Here is a 13,756-nt window from a genome sequence, read left to right as displayed (position 1 = left end):
GCCCAATTCGTGATCAGTAAGCGTTCATGGTGAGGAGTTCGTATTCCGCGACCAGCTCGTCATCCTGATTGGTGAGGGTGACGTGCCAGCGGACCTCGCCGTATTCGTCGTTACGCTTGGTCTTTTTCTTGACCGTGAGGCGCACCTTGATGCTGTCGCCTGCTTCGACGGGCTTCATAAAGCGCAGGTTGTCGAGTCCGGTGTTGGCCAGAACGGGGCCTTCGTTGGGTTCAACAAAGAGGCCGGCGGCAAAGCTGAGCAGCAGGTAGCCGTGGGCGACGCGACCGGGGAAGAAGGGGTTCCGCTCGGCGGCTTCCTGATCCATGTGGGCATAGAAGGTGTCACCGGTGAAATGCGCGAAGTGTTCGATGTCTTCCATCGAGATGGTGCGCGAGGCGGTGTTCAGGGTCTCGCCGATGGCCAGTTCGCCGTACTTGCGGGTGAAGGGGTGGGCCGGACCTTCGATCTCGGTTGCGCCGGGCACCCATTTCTCGCCGATGGCAGAGAGGATTTCAGGGCTGCCCTGGATAGCGGTGCGCTGCATGTAGTGTTTGACACCACGCACGCCGCCCATTTCCTCGCCGCCGCCTGCGCGGCCGGGGCCACCGTGGACCATGTGTGGAAGAGGCGAGCCGTGACCGGTGCTTTCCTTCATGGAGTCGCGGTTGTTGAAGTAGAGACGACCGTGGTAGGCACCGGCCCCCAGAGCGACGTGGCGGGCAACGGTCGGGTCATGGGTGATGACCGAGGCGACCAGCGAGCCTTGGCCCTTGTTGACCAGTTCGATGGCGTGGTCGAGATCGCGATAGCCCATGATGGTCGAGACCGGGCCGAAGGCTTCGGTGTCGTGCACGCGTTGGGCGGCATCGGGGTTGGCGCAATGGAACAGCATCGGCGGCACGAAGGCGCCTTTCTCAGCGTCTGCACCGTCGACATCAAAGGCCTCGGGGTTGCCGAAGACGCGCTCAGCTTCCTGGCCGATGATGGCGGCTTTTTCCAGCACGTCGCGTTTCTGGCCGTTGGAAACCAGCGCGCCCATGCGGGTGGTTTCCTTGCGCGGATCGCCGATCACAGTTTTCGCAAGGCGCGCCGACAGGGCTTCGATCACCGCCTGCACAGTGTTTTCCGGCGCGATGATGCGGCGAATGGCGGTACATTTCTGACCGGCCTTGGTGGTCATCTCGCGCTGGACCTCTTTCACGAAGAGATCGAACTCGGGCGTGCCCGGTTGGGCGTCGGGGCCGAGGATCGAGGCGTTGAGACTGTCCTGTTCGGCGACAAAGCGGACCGAGTTTTCGAGGATCACCGGGTTCGAGCGCAGTTTCATCGCGGTGTCGGCGGAACCGGTGAAGCTGACGACGTCCTGCATGGTCAGGCGGTCGAGCATGTCGCCAAGGCCGCCGGACACCAGTTGCAGGGCACCGGCGGGCAGGAGACCGGAGTCGAGCATCACCTTGACGGCGAGTTCGGTGACATAGCAGGAGTTGGTGGCGGGCTTCACAATCGCGGGGACACCAGCCAGGAGGGTCGGGGCCAGTTTTTCCAACATGCCCCAGACCGGGAAGTTGAAGGCGTTGATGTGTACGGCCACGCCTTGCAGCGGGGTGCAGATGTGTTGGCCGAGGAAGGTGCCGTTGCGGCTTAGCTGTTCGACGTCGCCATCCAGATAGACGTGGCCGTCAGGCATTTCGCGGCGGCCTTTCGAGGCGAAGACCAGCATCGTGCCGATGCCACCATCAATGTCGATCATGTGATCGGATTGGGTTGCGCCGGTTTCAAAAGACAGATCGTACATCGCCTGTCTGTGCTCGCGCAGGTGCAGGGCCAGCGCCTTGAGCATCTTGGCGCGCTCGTGGAAGGTCATGGCACGCAGTGCCGGGCCGCCGACCTTGCGGGCATAGTCGAGCATGGCCTGCGCATCGAGGGCGTTGTTGCCTGCGGTGGCGATGACCTCGCCGGTGATCGCGCTGGCGATGTTGCGGGCACCTTCGCCCGGGGCAAGCCATTCGCCTGCGGCGAAGCTGGAAATCTGCTGGATGGTCATGTCGGTTCCTCCTGTTGCGCCGCGCCGGGGCGCAACACGTTCTAGTGCGAATCTCGTGTCCGGCGTGGGCCGGTTTGAGGGTATGTTATTATTGGCCGAACGGTCGGTCAATCAATTTGCGTGGCAGGGCGGATAGTCGCCCTGATCCGTTTTGTCAGGTCAGACGCGCCGGGAGGCGCGCGTAGCCGCGAAAGCGGACGCGACCACCGCGTTCCGCGCCGGGCTGGATTTCATAGTCCGGATAGCGTTCCAGGAACCGTCCCACCGCGATGCGACCTTCCATGCGCGCCAGGGTCAGGCCGACACAGGTATGCGCGCCGCCAGCAAAGGCGAGGTGCTTGTTGGGGCGGCGGTTGAGTATCATCTCGTCGGGATCGGCGAATTGCTCTGGGTCGCGATTGGCACCGCCCATGCAGAGATGGATGTCGGTGCCTGCGGGGATGGTCAGACCGTGTAGTTCGATTTCGGCCGTGGTGAGCCGGTTGCCAAACTGGTTGGGGCTTTCCATGCGGAGGAATTCGTCAACCGCGGTGTTGATCAGGGCGGGGTTCGCGATCAGTTCGGCACGTTTATCACGGTGCTGATCCAGAAGCGCAAGCGAATTGCCGATCAGGTTGGTCGTCGTCTCGTGGCCCGCATTCAGGATGAAGATGCAGTTCTGGTAGAGTTCCACCTCGGTCAGGTGATCGCCTTCGGTGTGGATCAGGCGGGTCAGCACGTCGACTTCGGGATCGCCGGGGTTGGCCTTGCGGTCCTCGATGATGGTGCGCAGGAAGGCCTTGAAATCCGTGACCGACTGGTTGCCATGCGCTTCCTGTTCCGGCGTCAGCTGGGGTTCCAGAGCGCCAAGGATGGCAAGCGACCAGTCCCGCAGCGGATCGCGTTGATCGCGGGGAATGCCAAGCAAGTTGCCGATCACCTCGATCGGGATGGCACCGGCAAAGGCTTCGATCAGCTCAACCACGGCCTTGCCTTCCATCTCGTCGAGAAGGCCCGCAATCAGGAGTTCGAGGCCCGGTTCCATCTGTGCCAGGGCACGCGGGTTCATCGCGCCGACCATGACCTTGCGCACGCGTGTGTGCAGGGGCGGGTCGTTGAAGACAAGCGAATTGGTGTGGTGCTCGTAAAGCGGCGAGTCGACACCATACTTGGGGCCGAAGACAGCTTTCTTGTCCGAGATGAAGGTGGTGGTGTCGCGGTAGATGCGATCGAGGTCTGCATAGCGCGAGACCACCACGCTGCCATCCGGTTGCAGGCAGGCGGGCGCGTCTTCACGCAACCGCCTGTAGTGCGGGTAGGGGTTCTCGTGGAACCCGTCCGGCAGGTCCGTCAGGATGAACATCAGTGACCCAGCGCGCCCATCTGCTCGGGTAGGACGAGCACGATCCAGGGGATCAGCACGATCAGCGCGAGGCGGAAGATGTCGGCGATCCAGAACGGGGTCACGCCCTTGAAGATGGTGCCGGTGGAGACGTCGCCGACAACCCCCTTGAGGATGAACACGTTCAAGCCAACAGGGGGTGTGATGAGCGAGATCTCGGTCACGACAACCACAACTATGCCGAACCAGATCGGATCGTAACCAAGCGAGGTCACCAGCGGGAAGAAGATCGGCACGGTCAGCAGCAGCATCGAGAGCGATTCAAAGACACAGCCCAGGATGATGTAGATGCCGAGAATCATCAGGATGACCATGAAGTTCGGCACGTCATAGGCGGTGACCATGGCGATCAGCGCTTCGGGCAGGCCCGCGAGGTTGATGAAGTTCGAGAAGATCTGCGCACCGATCAGAACCGAGAACAGGGCCGCGGCGGTGAAGGTGGTTTCCTTGAGAACTTCGAGGGTCGACTTGATGGTCAGGCCACCACGCGACAGGGCGATCAGGAAGGCGCCCATAGCGCCCATGCCTGCGGCCTCGGTCGGCGAGAAGGTCAGGTTCAGCGGGTAGAAATCAAAGGCACCATAAAGGCCGCCGATCACCAGGAAGAACAGCAGCAGTACGGCCCAGACCGATTTCAGGGCTACGAGACGCTCAGTCCAGCTGGCCCGTTCGCCGGCGGGGCCGGAGTTCGGATTGCGCCAAACGGTCCAGCGCACGGCGAAGAGATAGAACAGGATGCCCATCGCGCCGGGCAGGATACCTGCCATGAACAGCTTGCCGATCGAGGTTTCGGTCAGCAGGCCATAGATTACGAGGATCACCGATGGCGGGATCAGGATGCCGAGCGTGCCACCCGCCGCGATCGAGGCGGTCGACAGTTCGTCGGAATATCCGTAGCGGCGCATCTCGGGCATGGCGACCTTGGACATGGTGGCCGCGGTGGCCAGCGACGAGCCGCAGATGGCCGAGAAACCACCACAGGCGGCCACGGTGGCCATGGCGATACCGCCACGCAGGTGGCCGAGGAAGGCGTTGGACACGGCGTAGAGTTCCTTGGCCATGCCGCCCTTGTTCACGAAGAGGCCCATCAGGATGAAGAGGGGCACAACCGACAGGCCATAGTCCTGTGCGGTGTCGGTGATCTGGCGTCCGACCATGGACATGGCAGCCTTGAGGCCGCGTTCGGAGAGGATCGAGCCGCCCCGTTCGTAGGCGAAGCCGAGGGTGCCAACGAGGCCCATGGCAAAGACGATGGGCAGGCGCACCAGCACCAGCAGAAGAACGATGGCGAAACCAATGAGTGCGGCGGTCATGTGCGGCGCTCCGTCAGAAGATGGGGTGCAACGAAATGCAGGATGCCGGTCACGATCATGGCGACAGCGGCGATGGCGGTGAAGACGGTGATGAACCAGCCCACATAGAACTGCGGGATGGCCAGGTATTCGGTCACGTCACCATAGTCACGGGCGCGTTCCGCCAGAACGTAGACGCGCTTGATCGGCCAGTAGAGCATGATGCCCGAGCCGATGAAGATGATGCCGTCACGGATGTGGCTCAGGCGCAGGCGGGCAAAGATGCCGTCGGTCAGGTCAACCGCGATGTGATCATTGCGGGACGACACAACGGGAAGCACCGCGAAGACAAGGATGGCCATGAGGATGCGGGTCAGTTCGGTCGCGGCCTCGATGGGCGCGTTAAAGACCGACCGCAGGACAACGTCACAGAAGGTCATGACCATGAGAATGAAGAGCGCAGCGGAAGCGACAAGAACAGGAATGTTGCTCAGCCTGCGGATGATGTGAAGCAGCGCAGCCATTGGGCGGGCCTTTCATCAAACGGGGGAGTGGAGGAAACGGGCCCGGCAAGGGAACAGCCGGGCCCGCGGGGAAAGCGTGGCTTATTGAGCCGCCATTTCCGCTTTGATCATGTCGTATGCAGCCTGGCCGTCGATGCCTGCGTCGGTGACTTCGGCGATGACTTTGGTGCGTACGTCAGCTGCGATGGCGTTGAACTTTTCCAGGTCAGCGGCAGACGCGGCGTTGATGGCGTTGCCTTCGGCAGTGGTGGTGGCGTCACGACCGATGGTGTCGATCTCGTCCCAGATCTTGCCGATTTCACGCGACAGCGGTTCGCCGAAGACTTTTTCGTCGAGGGCTTTTTGCAGGTCGGCCGGCAGATCGGCAAAGGTGTCTTCGTTCATGATGAAGGCGAAGGAACCACGGTACAGGCCACCCGGAACTTCGTAGACGTTCTTGGCAACTTCGGTCAGTTTGAAGCCCTTGCGCGATTCAAACGGCATGACAACACCGTCGGCTGCGTTCGATGCGAGGGTTTCATAGACTTTCGGGGCCGGAACCGCGATGCCGGTTGCGCCGAGTGCCGCGCCAACGTCGCCGCCAACACCACCGGGGATGCGGACTTTCAGGCCTGCGATCTCATCCATGGCGGTAACCGCTTTGTTCGAGTGCAGCTGGGCCGGGCCGTGGGTGTGCAGGGCGATCAGTTTCACGCCGCGGTGCTCGTTGGCCTTGGACAGGTACTTTTCATAGGCGCGCCAGTAGGCAACCGAAGCTGCTTCGGCAGAACCTTCGTAGCCCGGCAGTTCGATCATCTTGGTGGTGACGAAACGACCAGCCTGATAGCCGTGGAAGATGATCGATGCGTCGGCTGCGCCGTCCATGATCAGGTCCATCTGTGCCGGCGGCGGGGCGATGCCCAGCTTGAGTTCGGCGGTCACCTTGCCGTCGGTGGCTTCCTCAACCATCTCGACGAACTTGGGCCACATCTTGGCGTTGATGCCGTGGGTCGGCGGCGCCCACGACGAGATCACGAGGGTGTGGTCCGCTGCAAAGGCCGCAGCTGCCGACAGAGCCATGGTGGCACCTGCCAGGAGCGAGGTGATTTTCGAGAATTTAGCCATGAGATCCTCCCTAAAATGGCAATTCATTGCTGTGTTAAGTGTTGATTTTGTAACTATCAACACCTTTCGGTTCAAAATTCAAACCACCCCTTTCCAAGAGGCGACTTTCCATGAGCCGGGGCTGTCTGTTGCCACCAGCTGCATGAATTCCTTGGATTTTTCCAATCCGATTTCCTTGGCGTATTGCATCGGGCCGCCGCGCCAGCGGGGGAAGCCGTAGCCGTGGACCTTGACCATATCGACGTCAGCGGCGCGTTCGGCGATTCCTTCCTGCACGATCAGGGCGCCTTCGTTGGCGATGACAGCGAGAAGGCGACCGGCGATTTCCTCTTCGGTAAAGGCGCGGCGGGTGATGCCGTTTTGTGCCGAGTAGGCCTCGACGATGGCTTCGACTTCGGGGTCGCGGAGGGGTTTGCGATTGCCCTCTTCGTAGGTGTACCAGCCCTTGCCGGTGCGCTGGCCAAGGCGGTCCATTTCGCAGAGTTGGTCGGCGATGGTCACATAGCGTTCGTTCGGATCACGCGTGGCGGCCTGACGCTTGCGGTTGGCCCAGGCGATTTGGAGACCGGTGAGGTCCTGCATTTCGTAGGGGCCCATCGGAACGCCCATTTTGCGCATCGCGGCGTCCACCTGATAGGGCAGGGCGCCATCGGCCAGAAGGTAGTCGGCGGCGCGGCGATAGGCGGCAAGGATGCGGTTGCCGATAAAGCCGTCGCAGATCCCGGACAGGACCGAGATCTTGCGTAGGCGTTTGCCAAGGGCAAAGCCGGTGGCGAGGACTTCGGCGCTGGTGTGCGGGGTTTTCACGATCTCGAGCAGCTTCATGATGTGAGCAGGCGAGAAGAAATGCAGGCCGATGCAGCGGTCCTGGTTTTCGATGCCCTCGAAGATCAGCATGGGGTCGAGGTAAGAGGTGTTGGTTGCCAGGATGGCATCGTCGGCCATGACCGCGGCGAGCTTCTGGAACACTTCGCGTTTGACGGCGACATCTTCAAATACAGCTTCGATGGCGAGAGGGGCGCTGGCTGCTTCGGCGTAGTCGGACACGGCGCGGAAGGCGGTCTTGCGCGCCTCGAAGGCGTCGGCAGTCATCTTGCCGCGTTTGACGGCCCCTTCTAGTAGGCCATGGACACGGGTTTCGGCCTGTTTGGCGGCATCGGCATCGCGTTCGATCAGGGTGACGGAAAGGCCGGCGTTGAGCGCGGAGGTGGCGATACCGGCCCCCATGAGGCCACCGCCGACGACGACCAGAGACGCGATGTCACGCGGAGTGGCGCCCTTGATGGCGTCGGGTTTTGCGACCACGCGCTCGGCAAAGAAAGCGTGACGCAGGGCGCGGCTTTCGGGGCTGTGGCGCAGGGCAAGGTGGCGTGCGCGTTCCTTGGGTTGGCCTTCGGCAAAAGGCTCCAAGGCCCATTGCAGGGCTTCAAGGTTTTCAAGAGGGGATTGCTGGCCTTTCGCGCGCTTGGCGAGGGCCGCACGTTTGGTTTCGATCAGGTCATCGGCGAATGCGGGAACCGTGCGGGCGCTGATCGCGGTGGGGCGGGCGGGCAGGTCTGCGATGAAGCTGTTCACGTCCGCCTCAAGGTTGTCGGACACCATGTCGATGCCCCCCAGAGCCAGCATTGCGTCGGCTTTGACGATCTTGCCCGAGCAGGCGATGTCGATGGCGGCGTCCATGCCGATCAGGCGGGGCAGGCGCTGGGTGCCTGCCGCACCGGGGATCAGGCCGACGTTGACTTCGGGGAGGCCAAAGCCGGTGCCGCTGGCCGCGATGCGCCATGCGCAGCCCATCGCAATTTCAAAGCCGCCGCCCAGCACGTTGCTGTGCATCATGGCGACAAAGGGGGTCGGGCTGTCTTCGATCATCTGCACAACGTCGGGCAGGTGCGGCTCGACCGGCGGGGCGTCGAACTCGGACATGTCACCGCCCGCAACAAAGGTCCGGCCCGCGCATTTCAGAACGGCAACACGCGCCCCGGCGACAGCGGCCACGGCGTCTGCCAGCCCCTGACGGACGGCAGTTGAGGTTGCGTTAACGGGTGGGTTGTTGATTTCAACCCATGCCACATCGCCCTTGTGTGTGACCGTGACCACCTGATTTTCCGACATGCCCAAATATTCCGCGCTTTGAGAATCAATCTTGAGGTCTTTTATTGACCAACCGTTCGGTTTATGCAAGATGGGATTGAAATGATCGCCAAGGGAGAGAGCTGTGAGCGATACGATTCTTGCGCAGGACCACGGGACTTGGGTCGAAATCACCTTGAACCGCCCGGATCGGCTGAATTCGTTTAATGACGAAATGCATCTGGCGCTGCGTGCGGCACTGGAAGGTGCGCGTGACAGTGGCGCGCGCTGTGTGCTGCTGACCGGTGCGGGGCGCGGCTTCTGCGCCGGACAGGACCTTGGCGACCGCGATCCATCGAAAATGGAGGGCAAGCCGGACCTGTCGAAAACAGTGCGGACGTTTTACGCGCCGCTGGTGCGGTTGATCCGTTCGCTGGATTTCCCGGTGATCTGTGCGGTGAATGGTGTGGCTGCTGGCGCGGGTGCCAATGTGGCCTTGGCCTGCGACATCGTGCTTGCCGCTGAAAGCGCCAAGTTCATCCAGTCGTTCTCGAAGGTGGGGCTGATCCCCGATACCGGCGGGTCGTGGCATTTGCCGCGCCTGTTGGGTGAAGCGCGCGCGAAGGGTCTGGCGTTTACGGCGCAGCCGTTGCCCGCGAAACAGGCGGAAGACTGGGGGCTGATCTGGAAGGCCCTGCCCGACGAGAGCCTGATGGACGAAGCCCGCAAGATGGCGGAACAGTTTGCCAATGGTCCGACCCTTGGCCTTGGCCTTACCAAACAGTGCATTCAGGCCGCTGCCGTCGACACGCTGGATGATCACCTCGAGATGGAGGCGGACGCGATGAAAACCTGCGGTGAAAGCGATGACTATGCCGAGGGCGTGTCCTCGTTCCTTGAAAAACGTGCGCCGGAGTTCAAGGGCCGATGACCCCAAAGGAACGCGCAGAGAAATCCGCCGCGGCGATGTGGGCGGGTGACGAGGCCAGCAAGTGGTTCGGCATGCAGATCGACGAGGTCGATGAGGGCCGCGCGGTCCTGTCGATGACGGTTGGTCCGGAGCACTGCAATGGCCATGGCACCTGTCACGGCGGTGTCAGCTTTTCGCTTGCCGACAGTGCTTTTGCCTTTGCCTGCAACAGCCGCAACAAATCAACCGTGGGGCAGCACACCTTCATGAGCTATCTCGCGCCCGGCCGTGCCGGGGATCGTCTGACCGCGACTGCCGAGGAAGTTTCCCTGGCAGGGCGCAGCGGTATCTATGACGTCAAAGTCACCAATCAGGATGGTGTCGTCATCGCGGAATTCCGCGGTGTGTCGCGCACCGTCAACGGACAGCATTTCGAAGAATGACCGTGTCGAGGAGGATGCGATGAAAGACCTGACCCCGAACAAAGCCGATCTGGACCCGATTGAAATCGCCTCGATCGACGAAATCCGTGCCACGCAGCTTGAGCGTCTGAAGTGGTCGCTGCGCCATGCGTATGAAAACGTGCCGATGTACAAGCAGCGGTTCGATGAAGCGGGTGTGCATCCGGATGATCTCAAGGATCTGAAAGACCTTGCGAAGTTCCCCTTCACCTACAAGAACGATCTGCGCGACAACTATCCCTTTGGTCTGTTCGCCGTGCCGCGTGAACAGATCATCCGTCTGCACGCCTCGTCGGGCACCACGGGCAAGCCGACGGTTGTTGGCTATACCAAGAATGACATCTCGATGTGGGCCGACGTTCTGGCCCGTTCGCTGCGGGCTGCCGGTCTGCGTGCGGGTGATACCGTTCACAACGCCTATGGCTATGGTCTGTTCACCGGTGGCCTGGGTGCGCATTATGGCATTGAACGCCTTGGTGCGACGGTTGTGCCGATGGGCGGCGGCCAGACCGAGAAGCAGGTTGGCCTGATCACTGATTTCCAGCCTGACGGGATCATGGTGACACCGTCCTACATGCTCAACATCCTTGAGGGGTTCCGCAAGGCGGGCATCGATCCGCGGTCTTCGTCGCTTTCGGTTGGCGTGTTCGGGGCCGAGCCCTGGACCAACGCGATGCGTCTCGAGGTCGAGGATGCCTTTGATATGCACGCGGTCGACATTTACGGCCTGTCGGAAATCATTGGCCCCGGTGTCGCCAACGAATGTGTTGAAACCAAAGACGGCCTGCACATCTGGGAAGACCATTTCTATCCCGAGATCATCAACCCTGCGACCGGTGAAGTGGTTGAGGACGGTGAGGAGGGTGAGCTTGTGTTCACCACGCTCACCAAAGAAGGCATGCCGATGATCCGCTATCGTACGCGCGACCTGACCCGCCTGTTGCCGGGGTCGGCCCGTTCGATGCGCCGGATGGAGAAGATCACCGGCCGTTCGGATGACATGATCATCCTGCGTGGGGTGAACGTCTTCCCGACCCAGATCGAAGAACAGGTCATGGCGACCGGTGGCCTTGCACCGCACTTCCAGATCGAACTCTACAAGGCGGGCCGCATGGACGGGATGCGCGTCTTCGTCGAGGCGACCCCGGATGCGACCGACAACCTGTCCAAGACCGCCGCGGCACGGATGCTGACCAAGCACATCAAGGACATGGTTGGCGTGTCGACCGAGGTGATTGTTGGTGATCCGGGCGATGTGGCACGTTCCCAAGGTAAAGCCGTTCGTGTTATCGACAACCGGAACAAGGAGTAAGTTTTGGCCCGTACGATCGCGAAAGACCACGACCAGAAGCGCGAACAGATCCTGACGAACGCCGCCAAGGTATTTGCAACCGAGGGGTTCGATCGCGCCTCAATGGCGATGCTGGCGCGTGAGTGCGGGATCTCCAAGGCGAACATCTACCACTATTACGACAGCAAGGATGCCTTGCTGTTCGACATTCTCGAGACCTATCTGCGTGAGTTGCGAGACCGGATTTGCGGGATCGAGATTTCGGGAATGTCGCCGCGTGAGCAATTGTGTGCTGCTGTTTCGGAAACCTTGCAAGCCTATCAGGGGGCGGATCACGAGCACCAGGTTCAGATCGGTTCCATGTCGGCGCTGCCGGAGGATCAGCAGAAACTGCTGCGTGGGTATCAGCGGGACATGGTGGTTTTCGTACGTGATATCGTGCAGGCCAATGCGCCCGAGGTTTTCGAAGGCGATGCCGAGAAGCTGCGGGCGACGACGATGTCGGTCTTCGGGATGCTGAACTGGTATTACATGTGGAATACAGGTGCTGGCAGCAAGGCGCGGGAAGACTATGCCGAGTTGGTCTGCAAGCTGACCCTCGGAGGCCTCAAGGGGCTGTAATATTGGGGTAAATTGAGATGCGAAAGCGCCGGGCAGAGATATCTGTCCGGCGCTTTCCTGTTTCAGGCCGCTTTTGGGGCCAGTTTTTCGTCGACGATCTCGGTGGCGACGGCATTGGGGCTGCGGTCGCGCTGTTTCGCGCGGGTCAGGATCTGGGTCAGGGTCTCGTCGAGCGTGGCGAGCTTTTCATCTACAAATGCCGCGCGATCCTGGATCGAGAGGATCTCGGTGGCGACGTTGATGATGCCACCTGCATTGGCCACGAAATCGGGCGCGTAGAGGATACCGCGCGTATGAAGGCGCGCGCCGTCGTCTTCGGTTGCCAGTTGGTTGTTGGCACCGCCACAGACCGCGGCAACCTTGAGGTTTGCGATGGTGGCTTCGTTCAGGATCGCGCCGATGGCGCAGGGCGCGAGAATGTCTGCTTCGGCCCCGAGGATGCCCACCGGATCGGCGGCGGTGGCATTGTAGGTTGCGACGGCCTTGGCAACACGAGCCTCATCGATGTCGGCCACGATCAGTTTGGCACCCGCGTTGTGCAGCATGTCGCAGAGATGCGCGCCAACATGGCCAAGGCCCTGAACAGCAACGGTTTTGCCCGTGAGGTCCGCGTCGCCAAAGCAGTGGCGGGCCGTGGTCTGGATCGACTGGAAGATGCCGCGCGCGGTGATCGGAGAGGGATCGCCGCTGGCGAATTCTCCGTTGGGGAGGCCGGCGACGTATTGGGTGACCTCGGCGAGGGTGGCCATGTCTGCCGGGGTCATGCCCATGTCTTCGGCGGTCCAGTAGCGGCCTTCAAGCGTGTTAATAGCGCGGGCGAAGGCGTGCAGCAGGGCAGGGGTTTTCAGGAGTTTGGGATCGCCCATGATGACAGCCTTGCCGCCCCCGAGTGGCAGGCCGGCGGCGGCGTTCTTGTAGGTCATGCCGCGCGACAGGCGCAGTACGTCCTCGATGGCGTCCGCTTCGGTCTCGTAGGGGCGCATCCGAAGCCCACCGGCGGCCGGGCCGAGGGTGGTGGAATGCACGGCAATGAATCCGATCAGCCCGCTGGCAAAATCTTCGACGCGCAGCACGGTTTCGTGGCCTGGTGCGAATACCTGGGTGATGGACATCGGGGTGGTCATAAGGGGTGTCTCCTCCTGTTAAGTGACCTCCAAAATGACATGAAGAGGGGAGTGGTTTTCTCTAAATTCAGGTGTGTAGCTTGGAAATGTTAGAGGTTTCGTCTAATAATTGGGGGAGTGTTAGGGGAAATCGGCATGGATGCGATTGATCGTAGAATCATAAAGGCGCTTCAGCGGGACGGTCGGATGAAGATTGCCGACCTTGCCGAAAGTGTTGGCCTGTCGCCGACACCCTGTGCAAGGCGGTTGGAAAAGCTACAGGCAGACGGGGTGATCACCGGCTATGCCGCCAAGGTGGATGCGGCCAAGATCGGGCTGCCCGTGACGGTGTTCGTGTCGGTTGAGCTTGAACAGCAGGCACGCGGCGGCATCGACGCGTTCGAGCAGGCGATCAAGGATTTCGACGAGGTGATGGAGTGCCATCTGATGACCGGATCGCGCGACATCCTGTTGCGGATCGTGGTGGCCGATCTGGCGGCGTTTGACTGGTTTCTTGAGAACCGGTTGATGCAGGTTCCGGGCATTCGAAACCTGCGGTCCAACTTTGCCCTGCGCACGATGGTGCGGCGCGAGGTGATGCCGGGATTGGGCTAAAAACCGGTGTCGGTATTACGTCGGTATTCCGACGGTATCGCGGAGGTGCGAAATCCGGATGGGCCGCAAATGAGTCTTGCGCGGGAACCGGCGGGATTCTAGAGTCCTGCACCGGCGGGAATCCTGCCGACACTCACATATTTTCAGGTGCCCCTGAGCCGACAAGGTTGGTGAGGGGGAGAATCGGGAAGGCGGTGCAAGTCCGCCACGTGCCCAACGCTGTAACGGGGACCGATCGTGCAAAGCCCACTGGAGCATTCCGGGAAGGGGCACGGGCGGGACGAACCGAAGTCAGAAGACCGGCCTGAAAAGCGTACCAAACCGCGTGGACGGCGGGGCG

The 13,756-nt window shown here is 61.4% G+C and carries 12 protein-coding genes and 1 riboswitch; of the genes, 5 read left to right on the top strand and 7 right to left on the bottom strand.

All coding sequences use genetic code 11. From position 1 onward, the window contains the following. Positions 1-13 precede the first annotated feature (13 nt). The 6 genes from paaZ to ABWV42_RS06725 form a co-directional block, all read right to left on the bottom strand. Complete coding sequence (gene paaZ / locus ABWV42_RS06750; protein ID WP_353339428.1) at positions 14-2,044, bottom strand: phenylacetic acid degradation bifunctional protein PaaZ; 2,031 nt, start codon at positions 2,042-2,044, stop codon at positions 14-16. Between the two features lie 154 nt (positions 2,045-2,198). After that, positions 2,199-3,386: a cytochrome P450 gene (locus ABWV42_RS06745; protein WP_353339427.1), complete on the bottom strand. Its 1,188-nt coding sequence runs from the start codon at positions 3,384-3,386 to the stop codon at positions 2,199-2,201. Further along, positions 3,386-4,738: a TRAP transporter large permease gene (locus ABWV42_RS06740; protein ID WP_353339426.1), complete on the bottom strand. Its 1,353-nt coding sequence runs from the start codon at positions 4,736-4,738 to the stop codon at positions 3,386-3,388. Before ABWV42_RS06740 ends, ABWV42_RS06745 begins: the two co-directional genes overlap by 1 nt. Beyond that, on the bottom strand, positions 4,735-5,241 hold the full coding sequence (locus ABWV42_RS06735; RefSeq protein ID WP_353339425.1) for a TRAP transporter small permease: 507 nt from the start codon (positions 5,239-5,241) through the stop codon (positions 4,735-4,737). Before ABWV42_RS06735 ends, ABWV42_RS06740 begins: the two co-directional genes overlap by 4 nt. Before the next feature lie 81 nt (positions 5,242-5,322). Beyond that, positions 5,323-6,345 (bottom strand): TRAP transporter substrate-binding protein, encoded by a 1,023-nt coding sequence (locus ABWV42_RS06730; protein ID WP_353339424.1) that lies wholly within the window; start codon positions 6,343-6,345, stop codon positions 5,323-5,325. A 78-nt stretch (positions 6,346-6,423) separates the two neighbouring features. Beyond that, positions 6,424-8,457, bottom strand: a complete 2,034-nt coding sequence (locus ABWV42_RS06725) for an FAD-dependent oxidoreductase (RefSeq protein ID WP_353339423.1) — start codon at positions 8,455-8,457, stop codon at positions 6,424-6,426. Between the two features lie 103 nt (positions 8,458-8,560). On the opposite strand from ABWV42_RS06725, the gene paaG reads away from it, so the two are divergent. Genes paaG through ABWV42_RS06705 form a run of 4 tightly spaced genes read left to right on the top strand, consistent with a single transcriptional unit; the run spans position 8,561 to position 11,698 of the window. Beyond that, entirely contained in the window at positions 8,561-9,346 is a 786-nt protein-coding gene (paaG, locus tag ABWV42_RS06720) for a 2-(1,2-epoxy-1,2-dihydrophenyl)acetyl-CoA isomerase PaaG (protein WP_353339422.1), read from the top strand. Next, on the top strand, positions 9,343-9,768 hold the full coding sequence (paaI, locus tag ABWV42_RS06715) for a hydroxyphenylacetyl-CoA thioesterase PaaI (RefSeq protein ID WP_353339421.1): 426 nt from the start codon (positions 9,343-9,345) through the stop codon (positions 9,766-9,768). The genes paaG and paaI overlap by 4 nt, the downstream gene beginning before the upstream one ends. A gap of 19 nt (positions 9,769-9,787) precedes the next feature. Then, on the top strand, positions 9,788-11,098 hold the full coding sequence (gene paaK / locus ABWV42_RS06710; protein ID WP_353339420.1) for a phenylacetate--CoA ligase PaaK: 1,311 nt from the start codon (positions 9,788-9,790) through the stop codon (positions 11,096-11,098). Positions 11,099-11,101: 3 nt separating this feature from the next. Further along, positions 11,102-11,698, top strand: a complete 597-nt coding sequence (locus ABWV42_RS06705; RefSeq protein ID WP_255107798.1) for a TetR/AcrR family transcriptional regulator — start codon at positions 11,102-11,104, stop codon at positions 11,696-11,698. A gap of 62 nt (positions 11,699-11,760) precedes the next feature. Here the strand turns inward: ABWV42_RS06705 and ABWV42_RS06700 are convergent, their stop codons facing one another. Beyond that, positions 11,761-12,810, bottom strand: a complete 1,050-nt coding sequence (locus ABWV42_RS06700) for a Glu/Leu/Phe/Val family dehydrogenase (protein ID WP_502930952.1) — start codon at positions 12,808-12,810, stop codon at positions 11,761-11,763. A 147-nt stretch (positions 12,811-12,957) separates the two neighbouring features. Between ABWV42_RS06700 and ABWV42_RS06695 the strand changes: the two genes are divergently transcribed. Then, on the top strand, positions 12,958-13,416 hold the full coding sequence (locus ABWV42_RS06695; protein ID WP_255107793.1) for an Lrp/AsnC family transcriptional regulator: 459 nt from the start codon (positions 12,958-12,960) through the stop codon (positions 13,414-13,416). A gap of 128 nt (positions 13,417-13,544) precedes the next feature. After that, positions 13,545-13,738, top strand: a riboswitch (cobalamin riboswitch). The last annotated feature ends 18 nt before the right edge of the window (positions 13,739-13,756 follow it).

Origin of the sequence: Pelagimonas sp. KU-00592-HH, assembly GCF_040369695.1 — a bacterium.
GTDB lineage: Bacteria > Pseudomonadota > Alphaproteobacteria > Rhodobacterales > Rhodobacteraceae > Shimia.
This window is presented reverse-complemented; position numbering and strand designations above follow the sequence as displayed.

Coding starts and splice junctions, on each gene's coding strand:
- paaZ (WP_353339428.1), bottom strand. CDS start 2,044: ATGACCATCCAGCAGATTTCCAGCTTCGCCGCAGGCGAATGGCTTGCC.
- ABWV42_RS06745 (WP_353339427.1), bottom strand. CDS start 3,386: ATGTTCATCCTGACGGACCTGCCGGACGGGTTCCACGAGAACCCCTAC.
- ABWV42_RS06740 (WP_353339426.1), bottom strand. CDS start 4,738: ATGACCGCCGCACTCATTGGTTTCGCCATCGTTCTTCTGCTGGTGCTG.
- ABWV42_RS06735 (WP_353339425.1), bottom strand. CDS start 5,241: ATGGCTGCGCTGCTTCACATCATCCGCAGGCTGAGCAACATTCCTGTT.
- ABWV42_RS06730 (WP_353339424.1), bottom strand. CDS start 6,345: ATGGCTAAATTCTCGAAAATCACCTCGCTCCTGGCAGGTGCCACCATG.
- ABWV42_RS06725 (WP_353339423.1), bottom strand. CDS start 8,457: ATGTCGGAAAATCAGGTGGTCACGGTCACACACAAGGGCGATGTGGCA.
- paaI (WP_353339421.1), top strand. CDS start 9,343: ATGACCCCAAAGGAACGCGCAGAGAAATCCGCCGCGGCGATGTGGGCG.
- paaK (WP_353339420.1), top strand. CDS start 9,788: ATGAAAGACCTGACCCCGAACAAAGCCGATCTGGACCCGATTGAAATC.
- ABWV42_RS06700 (WP_502930952.1), bottom strand. CDS start 12,810: ATGTCCATCACCCAGGTATTCGCACCAGGCCACGAAACCGTGCTGCGC.
- ABWV42_RS06695 (WP_255107793.1), top strand. CDS start 12,958: ATGGATGCGATTGATCGTAGAATCATAAAGGCGCTTCAGCGGGACGGT.